The organism is Streptomyces sp. NPDC092952, from assembly GCF_044754785.1.
Lineage (GTDB): Bacteria > Actinomycetota > Actinomycetes > Streptomycetales > Streptomycetaceae > Streptomyces.
This window is the reverse complement of record NZ_JBIVPT010000020.1, coordinates 67,548-83,156: the sequence shown is the minus strand read 5'-3', so window position 1 is coordinate 83,156 and position 15,609 is coordinate 67,548. Positions and strand designations below refer to the sequence as shown.

The 15,609-nt window shown below is 71.4% G+C and carries 15 protein-coding genes; 9 read left to right on the top strand and 6 right to left on the bottom strand.

The features are described from left to right. Positions 1 to 34 precede the first annotated feature (34 nt). Entirely contained in the window at positions 35 to 766 is a 732-nt protein-coding gene (locus tag ACIQGQ_RS31810) for a DUF4097 family beta strand repeat-containing protein (RefSeq protein ID WP_402402416.1), read from the bottom strand. A gap of 284 nt (positions 767 to 1,050) precedes the next feature. On the opposite strand from ACIQGQ_RS31810, the gene ACIQGQ_RS31805 reads away from it, so the two are divergent. From ACIQGQ_RS31805 to ACIQGQ_RS31785, 5 genes are all read left to right on the top strand, one after another. Further along, positions 1,051 to 1,695 (top strand): DUF4232 domain-containing protein, encoded by a 645-nt coding sequence (locus tag ACIQGQ_RS31805; protein WP_402402413.1) that lies wholly within the window; start codon positions 1,051 to 1,053, stop codon positions 1,693 to 1,695. A gap of 153 nt (positions 1,696 to 1,848) precedes the next feature. Then, a complete protein-coding gene (locus tag ACIQGQ_RS31800) occupies positions 1,849 to 2,757 on the top strand; it encodes a S1 family peptidase (RefSeq protein WP_402402410.1) in 909 nt (302 codons plus the stop codon). 320 nt (positions 2,758 to 3,077) lie between these two features. Beyond that, the gene (locus ACIQGQ_RS31795) at positions 3,078 to 4,019 is read left to right on the top strand and encodes a helix-turn-helix domain-containing protein (RefSeq protein ID WP_402402407.1); all 942 of its coding nucleotides are present in this window, start codon (positions 3,078 to 3,080) and stop codon (positions 4,017 to 4,019) included. A 201-nt stretch (positions 4,020 to 4,220) separates the two neighbouring features. Beyond that, complete coding sequence (locus ACIQGQ_RS31790) at positions 4,221 to 4,649, top strand: SRPBCC family protein (RefSeq protein WP_402402404.1); 429 nt, start codon at positions 4,221 to 4,223, stop codon at positions 4,647 to 4,649. Between the two features lie 224 nt (positions 4,650 to 4,873). Further along, positions 4,874 to 5,581 (top strand): hypothetical protein, encoded by a 708-nt coding sequence (locus tag ACIQGQ_RS31785; protein ID WP_402402517.1) that lies wholly within the window; start codon positions 4,874 to 4,876, stop codon positions 5,579 to 5,581. Between the two features lie 13 nt (positions 5,582 to 5,594). Here the strand turns inward: ACIQGQ_RS31785 and ACIQGQ_RS31780 are convergent, their stop codons facing one another. The 3 genes from ACIQGQ_RS31780 to ACIQGQ_RS31770 form a co-directional block, all read right to left on the bottom strand. After that, positions 5,595 to 6,593 carry an ArsR/SmtB family transcription factor gene (locus ACIQGQ_RS31780; RefSeq protein WP_402402401.1) on the bottom strand — a complete coding sequence of 333 codons (999 nt, stop codon included), beginning with the start codon at positions 6,591 to 6,593 and terminating at the stop codon, positions 5,595 to 5,597. A 175-nt stretch (positions 6,594 to 6,768) separates the two neighbouring features. Next, a complete protein-coding gene (locus tag ACIQGQ_RS31775; protein WP_402402398.1) occupies positions 6,769 to 9,711 on the bottom strand; it encodes a hypothetical protein in 2,943 nt (980 codons plus the stop codon). Positions 9,712 to 9,913: 202 nt separating this feature from the next. Further along, positions 9,914 to 11,029, bottom strand: coding sequence for a MerR family transcriptional regulator (locus tag ACIQGQ_RS31770; protein WP_402402395.1), 1,116 nt, complete (start codon positions 11,027 to 11,029; stop codon positions 9,914 to 9,916). 60 nt (positions 11,030 to 11,089) lie between these two features. Between ACIQGQ_RS31770 and ACIQGQ_RS31765 the strand changes: the two genes are divergently transcribed. Next, complete coding sequence (locus ACIQGQ_RS31765) at positions 11,090 to 11,746, top strand: HAD family hydrolase (protein ID WP_402402392.1); 657 nt, start codon at positions 11,090 to 11,092, stop codon at positions 11,744 to 11,746. A gap of 56 nt (positions 11,747 to 11,802) precedes the next feature. Further along, entirely contained in the window at positions 11,803 to 12,165 is a 363-nt protein-coding gene (locus ACIQGQ_RS31760; RefSeq protein WP_402402389.1) for a hypothetical protein, read from the top strand. Positions 12,166 to 12,250: 85 nt separating this feature from the next. On the opposite strand, the gene ACIQGQ_RS31755 is transcribed toward ACIQGQ_RS31760, so the two are convergent. Beyond that, positions 12,251 to 13,081, bottom strand: coding sequence for an SDR family NAD(P)-dependent oxidoreductase (locus ACIQGQ_RS31755; protein ID WP_402402386.1), 831 nt, complete (start codon positions 13,079 to 13,081; stop codon positions 12,251 to 12,253). Between the two features lie 118 nt (positions 13,082 to 13,199). Here ACIQGQ_RS31755 and ACIQGQ_RS31750 point away from each other — a divergent pair, with 118 nt between their 5' ends. Further along, positions 13,200 to 13,637 carry a MarR family winged helix-turn-helix transcriptional regulator gene (locus ACIQGQ_RS31750; RefSeq protein ID WP_402402383.1) on the top strand — a complete coding sequence of 146 codons (438 nt, stop codon included), beginning with the start codon at positions 13,200 to 13,202 and terminating at the stop codon, positions 13,635 to 13,637. A 92-nt stretch (positions 13,638 to 13,729) separates the two neighbouring features. Here the strand turns inward: ACIQGQ_RS31750 and ACIQGQ_RS31745 are convergent, their stop codons facing one another. Next, the gene (locus ACIQGQ_RS31745) at positions 13,730 to 14,464 is read right to left on the bottom strand and encodes a flavin reductase family protein (RefSeq protein ID WP_402402380.1); all 735 of its coding nucleotides are present in this window, start codon (positions 14,462 to 14,464) and stop codon (positions 13,730 to 13,732) included. Positions 14,465 to 14,673: 209 nt separating this feature from the next. On the opposite strand from ACIQGQ_RS31745, the gene ACIQGQ_RS31740 reads away from it, so the two are divergent. Further along, entirely contained in the window at positions 14,674 to 15,360 is a 687-nt protein-coding gene (locus ACIQGQ_RS31740; RefSeq protein ID WP_402402377.1) for a hypothetical protein, read from the top strand. Positions 15,361 to 15,609: the final 249 nt, after the last annotated feature.

The window sequence follows — 15,609 nt, the reverse complement described above, 5'->3', positions numbered from 1 at the left end:
GTTTCTCTTCGAGGGGGGTGTCAGGGCCCGCCGGTCAGGGGTTCCTGACGGTGATGTCGCCGTTGCTGCTCTCCAGCCCGAGGTGGTGCTTGCCCGCCGGGGCGTCGGGGACGTCGATGGTCCGGTCGCCGTTCGTCGTCTCCGCCGTGACCGCGTAGTCGGCCTTCGGCAGGGTCAGGGTGATGTCTCCGCTGGACGTGGTGGCCTGTACGTCCGAGGGGGTCGTCGTGGTCAGGTCGATCGCGCCGTTGGAGGTCCGCGCCCGGATCCGTTCGGCCGTGATGTTCTTCCCGGTGATCCTGCCGTTGGTCGTCCCGACCTCCACCGCGCCGGACACGCCGTCCATCTCGATCCGGCCGGAGCTGGTGGTCACCTTCACCGCCCCCACCTTCGCCAGGTGCACGCTGCCGCTGGACACCTCCCCGGTCACCGGGATGCCCGCCGGTACGTCGACGGTGTAGCGGACCGAGCAGCCGCTGCCGCAGCCGCCGAGGATCAGTACGCCGTTCTCGATCCGGTGGGTGGCGCCCGTGGGCCGCTCGTCCCGGTAGGTGATCTCCCGGCGCAGGGAGAGCTTCCCGCCGTCCGCCCTGCCGTTGACGGTCACACCGCCCGCCCGGTTCTCCAGCCGGACGGAGGTGATCTTCCCGGACAGCGTGCTGGTGTCCTCCGTCTTCTCCCCCATGACCAGGCCGCACCCGGCGAGTCCGCCGACCGCGAGCGCGGCCGCCGCCAACACTCCGATACGGTGCAGTTCCTGACGCATGAAAGGTCCCCCAGTTCCTCGGACGTCCGGCCCTCCGGACCCGATGCCGCCCAAACTACGAGAAGCCTCCGCGGGGCGGCCATGGGGGAAACCCCCGGTTCGACGGAGGGGCAACCGCATCGCGATCATGTCACGGACATGCCACAGCGGCGTCCGGATACGGGGACTTCCGTACCCCCTGACCTCGCGGTTCCCTCATAGTGATCAAGCGGGCGGCGCGGGGCCGACGGAGCTTCGCGGCAGGCCGCAGATCAGCAAGTAACCGATCAGCAAGGGGTTTTCTCATGTCCGGCAACCGGCGCAAGGCCTTCCTCGTATCCGCTGTGCTCGTGGGCGGCGCGATGCTGATGACGGCCTGCGAGGACCCGGGCGGCGACGGGGGCGCGGACAACGCCGCCCCGCAGAATTCCGCCTCCACCTCCGCCTCGTCCGGTTCCTCCGGCGCGGACAGCGGCCAGGGCTCGGACAAGGGGAGCGACCAGGCCGGCGACTCGGGCACCGACGGCGGCACCGGCCGGGGACAGGTCGGCCAGGTCTGCGGCGCGAACGACCTCACCTGGGGTACCAGGACCGAGAGCCAGGCGGGCGGCTACATCCTCATCACCGCGAAGGCGAAGCCGGGGATCACCTGCTTCCTGCCCGCCAACCCCCCGACCGTGGCGTTCGGCTCCGGCGGCACCGAGGCGAAGCCGTTCGACCAGTCGCCCGCCAAGGAGATCAAGCTGAGCGGCGGCACCACCGCCTACGCCGGGATGACTCCGAAGACCACCAACACGGACGGCGGCCTGGAGATCGGCATCATGGTCGTGGCCACCGGCGAGAGCGACGCCAACCCGGAGACCCTGAACGTCGACACCCTCACGGTCGACTCCCCCGCCGTGACCAACTGGCACACCTCCGCCGAGGAGGCCGTCCCGGTCGGCGGCTGATCCACCCCGGCCCGCCCCGTCACCGGGCGGGCCGCCCCCGCCCCGGGCGGGGGTTTTCCGTACCCTCGGGCGGCCTGCTGCCCGGATGGGCCGACGGGACCGGAACGCCGAGGCTGAACACGCAAGGATCCACCGAGCAAGAAGGACCCCTCCGTGTTCAGCCTCTCCGCGTTCCGCTCCCCCTCGTCCGCCCCCGCAGCGTCCCGCCCCACCGCGTCCCGCCCCCGTTCCCGTCGCCGTGCCGTCCGGGCCGCCGCTGTCGGCCTGCTCGCCGCCACGGTCGGCGCGACCGCCCTGGCGGGCAATGCCTCCGCCATCGTCAACGGGTCGGATTCGAGCGAGAGTTACCCGTTCATGGCGACCATCCCCATGTCGGCCCCCACCCAGGGCCTGGAGGACGGCAACTGCGGGGCGTCGCTCATCGACCGGCAGTGGGTGCTGACGGCGGCCCACTGCGTGCGGGGCGACTGGCTCGAACTGGAAGGCATCGTGCGCGTCGGCAGCGCGGACCGGAAGTCCGGCGGCACCGTACGCGGGATCGACCGGACCTTCGTCCACCCCGGTTATGTGAACGGCGCCAACGCCTTCGCCAACAAGGACGACGTCGCCCTCGTACGCCTGGACCGCCCCGTCACCCAGCGGCCCATCCGGATCGCCGGACAGCCCGGGAAGCCCGGCACCCCGACCAGGCTGCTCGGCTTCGGCACCACCGTCGACACCGAGTTCGCCTTCCCCGACCGGCTCCAGGAACTGGACACCCGCAGGGGCGCGGAGTCCGAATGCGCCCCCGGTTACGCGGACCGCACCCGGCTCTGCACCATCGCCACCAAGCCCGGCTCCATGGCCTGCTTCGGGGACTCCGGCGGCCCGCAGATCGCCAAGGGCCGCGACGGGCGCTGGGAGCTGATCGGCGTCACCTCGGGCCCCGGCGCCCCGGGCGTGCCCTGCTCGCAGGGGCCCGGCCTGTACAGCAGCGCACCGGCCTACGCGGACTGGATCCACCGCACCATGAAGGCCAACCGCCCCACGTCCGGAAACGCGGTCCACACCTCGGCCCGGTAACCGGGTCGTCGCCCACCGGGTCCCGGCGAACCGGGACCTGGTGAACCGGGTCGCGGTGGACCGGGACCCGGCGGCGCAGGGCGTTAAAAGCTTTTAAGTCCTTTGTCTTGAGGACGTTGAAAAAACCCAACCCACCCCGTCTGTAACCTGCGGGCCCCTATGTCACTCACTTGGGTGACTTTGGCCAACTGGGCTGGATTTTGGTGCGGCTTGCGGGCATATGCTCGCGCCAACACCACCCCACACATACGTCGGCCCCCGACCGGGACTCCACATCCCAACCGAGGGCCTGACCACCAAGGAAGAAAGCAGCTTCCCCAATGGGTACCCAGCAGGCTAGCGCGCCCGCGCGCCCCGTGTCCGCCGTACGCGGCGTCGAACACGTCAACACCCGGCACACCAGCCGGTTCACGGTCATCGGCAACCACCTCGCCCAGCACCGCGAGCTGTCGCTGCTGGCGATCGGGCTGGCCACCCACATCCAGTCCCTGCCCAACGGCGCCCGCATCACGATCAAGCACCTCGCCGAGCGCTTCCCCGAAGGCGAAGCCCGCATCGCCAAGGCCTTACGCGAACTCGAAGCCCACGGCTACCTCAGCCGCGACACCAAACGCCTCGCCAACGGCCAGATCATCACCCGCACCCGCTCCTACAACCAGCCCCGGGCAACCGCCTCCCGGACAAAGGAGGCAGAGACCGGTCACCGACGCCCGGACCCCCGTCCCGCACGTCACCAACCGGCCCCCGCCCCAGTCCCTGTGTCCGCACCGGTGCCTTCACCCGCACCGGTGCCCGCATCTGCGACCAAGGCCGCCCCCGCACCCACGTCCGTAGCCACGCTCCCCAACCCCCGCGAACCCCACGCCCGCGAGCCCCACCCCAAGTACACCCGCGCCGCCACCGCCCTCCTCTCCGACCTCCACCGCCACGCGCCCCAGATCACCCTCACCGGGAACGACGTCGCGCTCCTCGCACCCCTCGCCGCCACCTGGTTCGAGCGCGACACCACCCCCAGCGCCCTCCGCCACGCCCTCACCAACGATCTCCCGCACCCCCTCAAGCACCCCGCCAAACTCCTCCGTCACCGCCTCACCGCCTACCTCCCTTCCCCGCCCCGGCCCGTCACCCTCACCGACCCCCTCCAGAACTGCGACAGCTGCGACCGCGCCTACCGCGCCCCCGCACCCGGCCGCTGCCCCGCCTGCGACGGGCCCGGCCAGACACGCATCTGGTCGAACTCCCCTCCGTATAGGTCGAGTTGACCTCCCTCCCCGAACAGCCCCCTCGGAGTCTGCGAGGGACAGGGGCCGGGGTGCGCGTCGTTTTGGCTCCGGCCAAAGCGTGCGGCGGGGCGGCCGTGTCGCGAAGGGCGTCCGCGCAGTTAGCCAGGGCGCCCCGCCACGCACCTCTTCCTCATGGCGTCCAACTCGCCCCGCATGCAACCGGATCAAGGAGAAAAGACCATGGCCTCGACGTCCATCACCCGCACGGTCCCCGCCTCGCCCGCCAAGGTGTGGGACCTCGTCGGCGGCTTCCACGGCCTGCCCCAGTGGCTTCCGTACGTCCCCCAGAGCACGATGCTCGAAGGCGGACGGGTCCGCCGCCTGGAGGATCCGTCGAACCCGGAGAGCATCGTCATCGTCGAGCGCCTGGTGAGCTTCAACGACGCGGAGCGTTCGCTGAGTTACGTCATCGTCGAGTCCCCGTTCCCCGTCGACGACTACATCGCGACTCTCCGGGTCCACGCGGTGCCCGGCCAGGAGGACGTCTCCGAGGTCCAGTGGTCCGGGCGTTTCAACCCGCACAACGCCACCGACGAAGAGGCGGTCGACGTGTTCGAGAAGATCTACAGCGACGGCCTCGAAGCCCTCCAGCAGGTCTTCGCCGCCTGACCGCCGCAGCTCGCCCGCGCGACGCTCCCGGCCGGGCCACGTCTCTCCGGGAGCGTCGTTCCACCGTTCCCGACCTGGGGATTCACGAAATCCGACGGCCTTTCACGGAACCGATCCGGTGAGACAGAACACGGACAATCGCGCGATCGTTTGAAGATCGACCCAGCCCTAATGTCTTCGGTGTCAGCAGGGAACACCCTCACCCGAAGCCGCTGGAGATCATGATGCGCTCGCGTCTCGCCGCCCGTTCCGCCCGCCTCCTCCTGGCCGCCACGGCCGTGACGGCCCTCGCCGTCACCACGACCGCCTGCGACCCCGAGGACAACGCGGAGGCCATCGGGGCCGGCGCCTCCGCAGGGGCTTCCGCCGGAGCGTCCGCCGGGGCCTCCGCCGGTTCCTCGGACGACAAGGGCGGGAGCAACGGCTCGTCCGGCACCGGCTCGTCCGGCGGCTCCAGCTCCAGCTCCGGCGACAAGGGCGGCACCAGCGGCTCCGACTCCGGTTCCGGCGACAAGAGCGGTTACGGGCAGTCCTGCGGCACCAACGACCTGGACCTCACGGTCACCTGGGAGGCCCAGCCCATCAGCCACTACCGCGTCACCGCCAAGGCCAAGTCCGGGATCACCTGCTACCTGGACGTGAACACCCCGAGCGTCTCCTTCGGCTCCAACGCCAGCGGCGTCGCCTCCCCCGTCGGGCAGGGCGGCGAGGACCCGATCAAGCTCTCCGGCTCGGCCGTCGCGTACGCCGGTATCAACCCCAAGACCACGACGGGCGAGGGCGGCGTGCAGTTCGACCACGTCATCGTCGCCACCACCGAGGACGACCCCAACCCGGCCGACCTCGAACTCCCCGACATGGCCACCGTCGACAAGCCGATCGTCACCAACTGGTCCACCAAGGCCAACGAGACCATCCCGGTCATCCCCTGATCCCCCGGGGCGGTCAGCAGCCCTGGAGGAGACGGCGGCCCAGCGGGGTCGCCGTATGGCGGACGCGCTTGCCGTCGCGGCGGCTGGTCACCAGACCGCCCTCCCGGAGCACGGTGAGCTGCTGACTGACGCTGGGCAGGGAGAGACCGGTCGCCTCGGCCAGTTCGGAGGTGGAGGCGGAGGGGCGTACGGCGGCCTCGTACAGGAGCGAAGCGCGGGCCGGGCCCAGCAGCCGGCCCAGCGAGGCGGACGAGGACGCGGGCGCGTCGGCCGTACGGTCGATCGGGTAGATGAGCACGGGCATCATCCCGTCGTCCACCAGGGTGATCGGATCGCGCCAGCAGAAGTACGACGGGATCAGGAGCAGGCCCCGGCCGCCGAGGTGGAGATCGCGGTCGACCGGATAGCGCGCGGTCAGCACCGGCGGCTCCCAGACGGCCATCGGCCGCAGCCCCGCCAGCAGCGCGCGCGTCCCGCCGTGGGCCAGGGAGCGAGTGCGCCGGGCGGTGTCGGCGGCTATCTCGGCATCCATCCGTTTCCACCCGGGCTCGATGAACTCCCGGTGGTAGGTGTGGAACTGGGCCCCCAGTACGGCCAGGGCGCCGGTGTCGCCCCGGGCCAGCTCCGTACCCGCCCACGGGCTTCCGCTGCTCGCCGACAACAGGGACAGCTCATGGCGGAGTTGGCGTTTCGGGGTCGAGAGCACCCGATCGACACCGGAGCGCAGACCGTAGGCACCGAGGTCGTCGGATTCCTCCTCGACGGGCGGGGTGAGGAAGTCCGGGAAGTAGGCGGCGCGCGGCATCAGGCTGCGTAAGACGGCGGCCGCCTCACGGGCCGGGCCGCCCCGGCGCAGCAGCCCGCGCGCCGTGTGGCGCCATGCGCCGAAGGCGAGCGTGCCTTCACGGTGCTGGAGGCAGCAGATGCTGCAGAGGATCTCCCAGAGCGGATCCGGTCGGCGCGCGATGCGCACGTTCTCCAGGTCTCCGCTGGTGAAGTGGATACGCAGCATGGGTTCCCCCCGAGGTCGCCATCACTTGGTAAAAGTCGATAAACAAGCCTGGCATTCACCACACGGCGGACAAGTCGGCGCGGCGGGAGCGGCAGCAGAGTACCCGAAAGGGCAACGGAAACCGCCCCCGGAGGGCAGTCCCCGGGGGCGGTCGGTGCAGCGGTGGTTCCGTCCGTCAGCGGGCGACCGCCTTGGTGGCCGCGCTGGTGGCCGTCCCGTTGGTGTGGCCGGTGCGGCGGGCGGTCACCTTGACCGCGATCTTCTTGCCGCGCTGGGCCGTCTTGAGCGTCAGCGAGGACTTGGTGGCCCCGGAGATCGCCTTGCCGTTGGCGTACCACTGGTAGGAGTACGACGTCGGGGCGGGCGTCCAGGTGCCGTGGGCGGCCTTGAGGACGCGGCCGACCTTCGCGGTGCCCGAGATGGTGGGCTTCTTGGTGGCCTTGGGCGCGCTGCCGGTGGCGACCTTCACGCCGACCGTGTTGGCCTGGCCGTCCCCGAAACCGTTGAGGCGGGCGGTGACCGTGAGGCTGAGCCGCTTGCCGAGCAGGGAGGCCGGGACGGTGTAGGTGGCGGAGGTGGCGCCGGAGATCGCCTTGCCGTCCGCCTTCCACTGGTAGGTGAGGGAGCTGAGGGTCCAGCTCCAGGTGCCGCTCGTGGCCGTGAGCTTGGCGCCCACCTTCACGGTGCCCTTGACCTCCGGGCAGACCGCGCAGCCGAGGGGGTAGCCCTTGGCGGCGGTGAGCGTCACCGAGGAGGCCGTGGCGTCCGGTGCGGTGGCCCGGTGGGCGGTGACGGTGACGCCGACCTTCTTCCCCATGAGGGAGGCCGGGATGGTGAACACGGACCGGGTGGCCCCGCTGATCGGCTTCCCGTCGCCGTACCACTGGTAGGAGTACGACGTCGGGGCGGGCGACCAGGTGCCGGTCGTCGCGGTGAGGTACTCGCCGACGCGGGCCTCCCCACTGAGGGTGGGCGGTGCCGTGCTGGTGAGCGGGGCCGAGGTGACGGTGAAGGAGAGCTTGCCGTACTCGCCGTTCCCCCGGCTGAGGAGGATCGCCGACCAGGCGCCCTCGGGCGCGCCGGTCAGGTCCACCTCGGCGGTGAGGGTGCGGCGGTCGGGCGAGACGGCGAGGGTGGTGCCGGTGATCTCGCGGTCGCCGTTGCGCAGGAGGATGCGGGACTGCTCGTGCAGGGCGGAGCCGGTGACCGTGAGGGTGGTCTTCCCGCCGGCGGGCGCGGTGTTCGGGGAGACCTTGGTGAGGGTGATCCGCTCCAGGCCGCAGAGCGACAGGGTGCAGACCGCCTCGGCCCGGTACGAGGTCGTCGACGCCTTCTCCGGCAGGGAGAGGACCAGGAAGCTCGGGGTCGGTTCACGGGTGTAGTTCTCGATCACCCGGCACTCGTAGGTCTTGGTGAGGGTGGAGTACGAACAGCCGTTGTCGAGGCTCGGGTCGTGGAGGGCGGGCACGGCCGTCTCGGTGGCACCGGTCGTGTCGCTGATGTCCATCGCGAAGCGGTCGCTGTACGTGGTGGGCAGTGCGGCGCACATGGTGCTGTGCTGCTCGTCCAGGGTGCCGGTGACCGGGCCGTAGCCGTACGCGATGCTCTTCACCTGGTCGCACTCGGCGGCCGGGCCGTCCGCGCCGGCGATGCGGACCGCGTCGAAGCGGTAGGTGTCGGCGGCCTTCTTCCCGGGCGGGACGGAGACGACGGCCTGGTAGTGCGTGGAGCCGGTGACGGCGCACGCCCGGTCGCCCGTGCAGCGGGGGCCGCTGCTGACGGCGCCGCTGCCCTGGCCCTTGTCGCCGAAGAGCGCGACGTTGGCGGTGCCCTGGGCGTCGCGGGCGTCGATGTGGACGATGTCCTTCACGTCGCCGGTGGTGACCTGGCGGCAGCGCAGCTCGCCGGGGGCGCCGAGGGTGCCCCCGGTGGAGGCGCCGCCGGGCGTGGTGGCCGGGTTCGCGGTGCAGCCCTTGGCGGTCGCGGTGACGTCCCGGCGGGTCACGACGTACTCGGAGGCGGCGTCGCGGCCGATGACGAGGACGGTGTGGGCGACGCCGGGGGTGAGCGCGCAGGAGACCCAGGTGGAGGTGGTCGGGGTGTAGGTCCGGCAGCTCTCCTTGCCCTGGGTGTCCACGACGAGGAGGTGGGCGAGGGAGCCGGTGCCGGGGGCGGCCTGGAGCTGGACGACCTCCATGACGCTGTGGTCGGAGGCCGGAATGGTCAGGCAGTCCACGGCGGAGCCGTTGCCGATGGTGGCGCGGGCGGAGGGCGAGGCGGCGGTGAAGTCGCCCTCGGGGAGGACCTGGCAGTCGGCCGCCGTGTCGGTGCGGTGCAGGGACAGCGCGTACGGGCCGGTCGGCTTCGCGGTGCCGTCGTTGACGATCAGCACCCGGAAGGGGGCCTTGCCGGTGAGCACGCAGGTGCCGCTGCCGGGATTGGCCGGGTAGGGGCAGGCGTTCTCACCGGCCGCGTCGACGACCGTCACGGCCGGGTGCGGGGCACCACTGGAGGTGGGCTCCACGGCGGCGATCTGCGCACCGGCGGGCAGCGACAGGGACAGGCAGTCCGTCTCACCGGCTGCGGTGAACTCGCCCCGGTACAGGCCGAGTCCGACCGGCTCGCAGCCGGTGGTGGCCGAGTGGTCGATGATCAGGCTCGCGGACTCGGTGCGGACGGTGTACTCACCGGCGGCCGGGAGCGTGCAGCTGATCCAGTACTCGCAGACGGCCGCACCGGTCGCGTCCTCGACGCGGAGCGGGGTGCGGTAGCCGTCGTCGCGGATGGCGTACGCGTCGTAGAGCCCGCCGGCCGGGGCGGTGAAGGTGCGGCAGCCGCTGACCGGGTCGGCTGCGGTGGGGGCCGAGTTGTACCCGTTGAGTGGGGGGTGGGCACAGTCGCCAGCGGCGGCCGTGTTCCGGGTGGCGGCGGGTTCCTGGCCGGTGGCGGCGGGTTCCTGGCCGGTGGTGCCTGTTTCCTGGCTGGTGGCCGCGGTGGCGGCGCCTGCGGGCAGGAGCAGCGAGAGCAGTACGGAGAATACGAGCAGCGGCGCTGTTCGGGCGGCGCGCCGCCCGGATCCCGCGCGGGTGCGCGTGCGCGTACGTGGGCGAGTGAGCAAGTCCGTTCCCCCCGGAGCGGTGACACACCGGCGACTTCCAGCCTGGTGTGAGTAATTCGTAAAGACGAGCGCACATGATGATCGCACAGGTGTTGCGGCTGGTCATCGGAGTATCGGCGCTGAATTTCACATACCGGGGTCTCCAGGGGTTCTCAGCGCTCCCCAGCGTTTCAGCCCTTTCAGGCCACGACCGGTCTCGGGCTCAGGCCACGATCAGGCGCAGGCCGAGCTCCGCCGCGTCGAGGGCGACGAGGTCGCGGTTGCGCTCCGCCCACCGGCCCGACCCGAGATCGTCGCGGAGCCGGTCCACGGCGCGCGCCTCCGCCTCGGCCCCGACCCTGGTCCACACCGAGACCGCGCGGCGCACCTCCTCCTCCAGGTATGCCTCGGGGCGGCGCCAGTGGGCCTCGAAGAACCCGTCGGCGCAGTCCCACGGGACGAGCACCGGCTCCGCACGGCCCCCGACGGCTCGGGTCAGGTCGGCCAGCGAGGGCCAGTCGTCGAGCAGACCGGCGAACTCGGGGAGGTAGTCGCGGGTGAGCCAGAACCGGTCGCGCCAGCCGGGCGGGCCGGCGTCGTACGTGAACACCACCACCCGGCGGGCCACCCGGCGCATCTCGCGCAGCCCGGCGATCGGGTCGTCCCAGTGGTGCACGGTGCTGAAGGCCATCGCCGCGTCGAAGGACTGGTCCCCGAACGGCAGGCTCTCCGCCGCGGCCGCCACGCACCGCGCCGCGCCCGCGGGGCGCTGGGCCCGCATCACCGCCGACGGCTCCACCGCCGTCACCTCCCGGTCCGGCGGCTCGTAGGAGCCGGTTCCCGCGCCCACGTTCAGCACCGTGCGCGCGTCCCCGAGCGCCGCCCAGACCCGGGCGGCGATGCGCGGCTCGGTGCGGCGGGTCGCCGGATAGTCGGCGCCGATGGTCTCGTACAGCCGTGCCCCGAACATCTTGAGCTGCTCCTCCGAGGTCGTCCTGATCCCCATGGCCCGTCCCCTCAGTTCCGTGTCGATGGCGGCGACCGCGGCGGTCGCCCGGTCGCGCTGCTCCAGCAGCAGGCCGCGCAGCCGGTGCAGTCGGGCGACCGTGTCGGTGGCCGGGTCGTCGACGAGGTCCGCGATCTCGCGCAGCCCGAAGCCCAGCCGCCGGTAGCCGAGCACCTCCCGCAGCCGCTCCACGTCGTCGGGCGAGTAGGCCCGGTAACCGGCCGCGGTCCGTGCCGAGGCCCTGACGAGGCCGATCCCGTCGTAGTGATGCAGCGTGCGGACGCTCACTCCGGCCAGCTCGGCCACGCGTCCCACGGTCAGGTGCTCCGCCATGCCGTCCACCCTGGTGTCTGACGCCGCGTGAGGGTCAAGCGCGGGGCCTATCCTGGCCGCATGATCACTCCCCCCGCTCCCGAACTCGTCATATTCGACTGCGACGGTGTGCTCGTCGACAGCGAACGCCTCGCCGTCCGCGTCGAGGTCCAGGTGGGGGCCGAGCTGGGCTGGCCGCTGACGGCGCGGGAGGTGCTGGAGAAGTTCGTCGGCCGGTCCGAGAAATCGATCGGTGAGCTGGTCGAGGCCCGCCTGCCGGGCAGGTCCGCCGACTGGCAGCAGCGCTACCAGGAGCTCCACCGCGCCGCCGTCGACGCCGAGCTCGTGGCGGTGGACGGCATCCACGAGGCGCTGGCCGGGATCACGCTCCCCACCTGCGTCGCGTCGAGCGGCAGCCACGAGAAGATGCGCCACACCCTCGGCCGTACGGGGCTCCACGACCACTTCGAGGGCCGGATCTACTCCGCCACCGAGGTCGCCCACGGCAAACCGGCCCCCGACCTCTTCCTCCACGCGGCCGCGCGGATGGGCGTCTCTCCGGCCGCGTGCGTCGTCGTCGAGGACAGCAAGTACGGCGTGCAGGCGGCCCGTTCGGCGGGGATGAGGTCCTTCGGCTACGCGGGCGGACTGACCCCGGCACACTGGCTGGAGGGGCCGGACACCATCGTCTTCGACGACATGCGCAAGCTTCCGGAGCTGGTCGCCGGGCTGCGCTGAGCGCAAGCGCCGCGCGAGCCCGCGGTGCCGTTCACGACGGGAAGAGGGGATTCGACATGCGACCGACCAGCCGATTCACCACGTGGGCCACGGCCCTGGCCACCACCGTGGGGGCCGTCGTCGCCCTCGCGGGGAGCCCGGCCTCCGCCGCCGACGGCGGCGGGTTCTGGGCCCCGACCTGCGAGTACGGGCGGGCCTGCATCAAGCTCTCGCAAGGCCGCTCCGGACCGGGCGGGCCGTACTGGAACGTGAACGGCTGCGGCTACCACCAGGTCCGGGACCGCTACGCCGGCGCCACCGCCCACGGCAACGCCTTCCAGGTCGTCTACCTGGACGGCAGATGGGACGAGGTGCGGCCCTGGACCAGCCGCGGCCTGGACGAGAACAACCTCGTCACCGTCGTCAACGTGATCTGCTGAACCGCCCGGCCGCACCTCCCGCTCCGACCGCGTCCCCCGGTTCGTCCGCGCCGACTGCTCCCGCCGATGCTGCCGATCGCGGCGTTCATGGGGTGCCAGGCCGGGCCGCTCGGCCGAGGTACGGCCCGGTCAGGGTCTCGGTGATCTCCGCCAGCCGGGCGCGGGCCCGTGTGTCGTACGCCTGGGTGTGTGCGGGCCGCTCGTCGAACCGGTCGAAGTACCGGCCGGTGACACCGTCCAGCGCGGGATCGGCGACCAGGCGCAGCACCGGTCCGGCGCCCTCGTCCGGGCTCACGGCGGGGGCGAAGCCGCTCTGCCGCACCATGGGGGTGTCCATGAGGTCGGCGGGATGCAGCGCGTTGACGGTGATGCCGAGCCGCGCGACTCCGGCCGACAGGTCGAAGCCGGCCATGATCAGCGCCAGTTTGCTGCGGCAGTAGGCGCGCACCCCTTCGTAGTCCGCCTCCAGCATCACGTCGTCGAGGTCGACGGGCGCCTGTCCCGCCGACGCCACGTTGACCACGCGCGCGGGCGCCGAGGCGGCGAGGAGCGGGACGAGCCGGCGGGTGAGTACGTACGGCGCCAGGTGATTGACGGCGAACCGGAGCTCATGGCCCTGGTGACTCGTCTCGCGCACCTTCGGGTCGACGCCGCCCCCGACGGCGGCGTTGTTGACCAGCACGTCGAGCCGTGGCTCGGCCGCTCGGACGGCGTCGGCCAGGGCGCGCACCTGCCCCAGGTCCGCGAAGTCCGCCCGATAGAGGCGCACTTCCGCCTCCGGGAACCTCGCCCCGACCTCGTCGGCGACCGCTTCGAGCCGCTCCCGGGCACGCCCGTGCAGGAGCAACTGCGCGCCCCGGGCAGCCAGGTGGTGGGCGAGGCGGCGCCCCATTCCCTGGGTGGCCCCGGTCAACATGACTGATTTTCCACGGAGTTCGCCCGCCACGGGCCGGCACTCATGCACGCCACCCTTATATCAAAGGCTTTACATCTCTTCCAAGGTTCATTACGTCGGGAATTGCTAGGCTGGACGGATGGACATGCCGCCGGATGCCCGGCTCGGGCTGGACATCAAACGGGCCGAGCAGGCGCTGACAACCGCCAAGGGAAACGCCGTGCGCGGGGCCGATCTGACGGTCGCGCAGTACGCGACACTCCTCGCCCTCTCCCGGTACCCGGGCATGTCCGCCGCCGCGCTGGCCCGCGTCTGCCTGGTCACGCCGCAGGCCATGACGGCCATGCTCAAGACCCTCCAGACGCGGGGCCTGATCGGGCGGACGGCGCACCCCTGGCACCAGCGGATCCTGGAGACCAGGCTCACCGAGTCCGGCCAACGCGCCCTGGCCGCCGCCGACAAGGAGGCGGTCCGCATCGAACGCCGCATCGCGGACGAGTTCACCGCCGAGGAACGGGACACCCTCCGCGCCCTGCTGGCCCGCTGCGTCCAGGCGATCGAGCGCGACGACGACTGAGCGGGCGGCCTTCCGTCCTCGGCCCACAACCGGCTCACACGACTTCCGCCGGGTACCGGAGCGTCCGCCGGGTGCCGGAGCGTTCGCCGGGCCTACGACTCCCGGGCCGGGACGACGAAGGGGACCCGCCGCCCGGACACTGCCTGCCCAGCGATGACCTGCGGGCCGGGGTCGAATATCCGTCGACCCTCGCGCGGGGTCTCGGAGATCCCGCTGTGACCGATCTCGGGGCCGAGGCCGAAGTAGTGGCGGAAGTTGTAGACCAGCGGGCTCCACGCGACCGGGTCGATGTGCTGGGTCCCCGGAACCACCAGGCGCTCAGCCGCGTGCACCCTTGCCACCCGGGCCTCGACGATCAGGAACTCCCCCGCGGCGTCCGGGGCGACCCGGACGGCCCGCGCCTCCAGCTGGATCGGGCACTCCGCCACCCGGGGCGGGCGCACCATCCGTGACGGCTGTGCCCGGAAGCCGCTCGCCGAGAACTTGTCCGGCTCGTACCGCGCAGCCCGGTTCCCGGGCCCGGCCTCCGGGGGCCGCCCCGTCAGACCGCCCAGCCTCTCGACGGCCGCCCACTGACCGGGCTCCGGCAGGCTGATGACCAGCTCCGGCCGCTCCTCCAGGTTCGCCCCGGTCCACCCCTCCCGCGAGAGCCCCAGCACGACCACCTGCCCGAGCGCCCACGCGGACGAGATCGGCGCGAGGTTGAAGGTTCCGTCGGGATTCTCGGTGGTCAGCAGGACGACGGGCGTGCCGAAGTAGAGGATGCTCGGAGTGATGGCCAGATGGCCGTCTGAGGCTGTGACCTGGTGCTGTGGTGCGGTTCGCATGCGCCGACCGTAGAACCCGGACGCTTCGGCCGACGCCGAACAATCGGCCCGCTCTACTCTGGCCGCGCGCAGGGAGCGGCACGGCGTGGAAGAGGGCCGGGCCCACGCGTCGCCGGGAGTGTCAGTAGACGGTGCCATGCTGGCGCCGACAGCTCCGCTCACAGTGACCACATGGGGGACCGATGCCTGGCGAACGATCAGGACCCGACATGTCCGCGGTCGGCTTCAACTCTGCTTGGTGCGCCACCGACCTGGGTGAATACCGTCCCTGCCGCTACACCTATGAGTACTACCCCTACGAGAGCCTGCCGCCTCTTGACTCCACCGAGTTCACGGGCGCCTTCCAATGGCTCGGTGGTACCGGCGATCCTATTCCCGAACAGGTCACGGATCTCCGGCGCTTGGCAGAGAACCTCAGAGCCAAGGGCTTGGCGTTGCCCCTGGACTTCGTCACCTTCCAGACCAACTCGAAGCTGCATCTCTCACTGGATGAAGTCTCGGTGACCAGCTGCTGGACCAACGTCTCAGAGCCCCTGCCCAGTCCGATTGAGCCCGGCGCCTTCCTCGTGCGGTTCCTGAGGGATCAACAGGACTGTGTCATCTGGTACCTCTACCTCCGCCCTTCGGGGGAGGTGTTCGTGGTGCACTCCCATCTCGACTACGAGTACGAGTACGAGGCACAGCGCGACGGGGAGGAGAGGGAGGCCGATCTCGACGATCCGGAGGAGCAAGGGGCCGCGATCCTCTGGTGTGCGCCTTCGTTCGAGGAGTTCGCGCATCGGTTCTGGATCGAGAACCGTCTCTGGCGTGCCCTCAACGACAACGCCCTCTCGGAACTCGACCCTCAAGCGCGTGACTACTTGCGCCACTACGCGTCGGCCGGGACGCCCGTATAGACCCCCATAACCCCGCATGCGAACGAGATCAGACGCGGGCAGCAGAGCGGGTACGCGTTCGTACCCCCAAGAAGTGACCCCCGCACGCGCGGGGACGACATCATCGAGTCGAGCAGTGCGATGTACTGCTCCGGACCACCCCCGCATGCACGGGGACGACAGCACGGCCACCGTGGACGCGCACGGCCCCGTCGGACCACCCCTGGACTCGCGGGGACGACACAAGGCGCCCCCGGTCGAGGATGAGGA

Excerpts from the sequence above, each read along its gene's own strand:
- ACIQGQ_RS31810 (WP_402402416.1), bottom strand. The coding sequence starts at position 766 with ATGCGTCAGGAACTGCACCGTATCGGAGTGTTGGCGGCGGCCGCGCTC.
- ACIQGQ_RS31805 (WP_402402413.1), top strand. The coding sequence starts at position 1,051 with ATGTCCGGCAACCGGCGCAAGGCCTTCCTCGTATCCGCTGTGCTCGTG.
- ACIQGQ_RS31795 (WP_402402407.1), top strand. The coding sequence starts at position 3,078 with ATGGGTACCCAGCAGGCTAGCGCGCCCGCGCGCCCCGTGTCCGCCGTA.
- ACIQGQ_RS31790 (WP_402402404.1), top strand. The coding sequence starts at position 4,221 with ATGGCCTCGACGTCCATCACCCGCACGGTCCCCGCCTCGCCCGCCAAG.
- ACIQGQ_RS31785 (WP_402402517.1), top strand. The coding sequence starts at position 4,874 with ATGCGCTCGCGTCTCGCCGCCCGTTCCGCCCGCCTCCTCCTGGCCGCC.
- ACIQGQ_RS31780 (WP_402402401.1), bottom strand. The coding sequence starts at position 6,593 with ATGCTGCGTATCCACTTCACCAGCGGAGACCTGGAGAACGTGCGCATC.
- ACIQGQ_RS31770 (WP_402402395.1), bottom strand. The coding sequence starts at position 11,029 with ATGGCGGAGCACCTGACCGTGGGACGCGTGGCCGAGCTGGCCGGAGTG.
- ACIQGQ_RS31765 (WP_402402392.1), top strand. The coding sequence starts at position 11,090 with ATGATCACTCCCCCCGCTCCCGAACTCGTCATATTCGACTGCGACGGT.
- ACIQGQ_RS31760 (WP_402402389.1), top strand. The coding sequence starts at position 11,803 with ATGCGACCGACCAGCCGATTCACCACGTGGGCCACGGCCCTGGCCACC.
- ACIQGQ_RS31755 (WP_402402386.1), bottom strand. The coding sequence starts at position 13,081 with ATGTTGACCGGGGCCACCCAGGGAATGGGGCGCCGCCTCGCCCACCAC.
- ACIQGQ_RS31750 (WP_402402383.1), top strand. The coding sequence starts at position 13,200 with ATGGACATGCCGCCGGATGCCCGGCTCGGGCTGGACATCAAACGGGCC.
- ACIQGQ_RS31745 (WP_402402380.1), bottom strand. The coding sequence starts at position 14,464 with ATGCGAACCGCACCACAGCACCAGGTCACAGCCTCAGACGGCCATCTG.
- ACIQGQ_RS31740 (WP_402402377.1), top strand. The coding sequence starts at position 14,674 with ATGTCCGCGGTCGGCTTCAACTCTGCTTGGTGCGCCACCGACCTGGGT.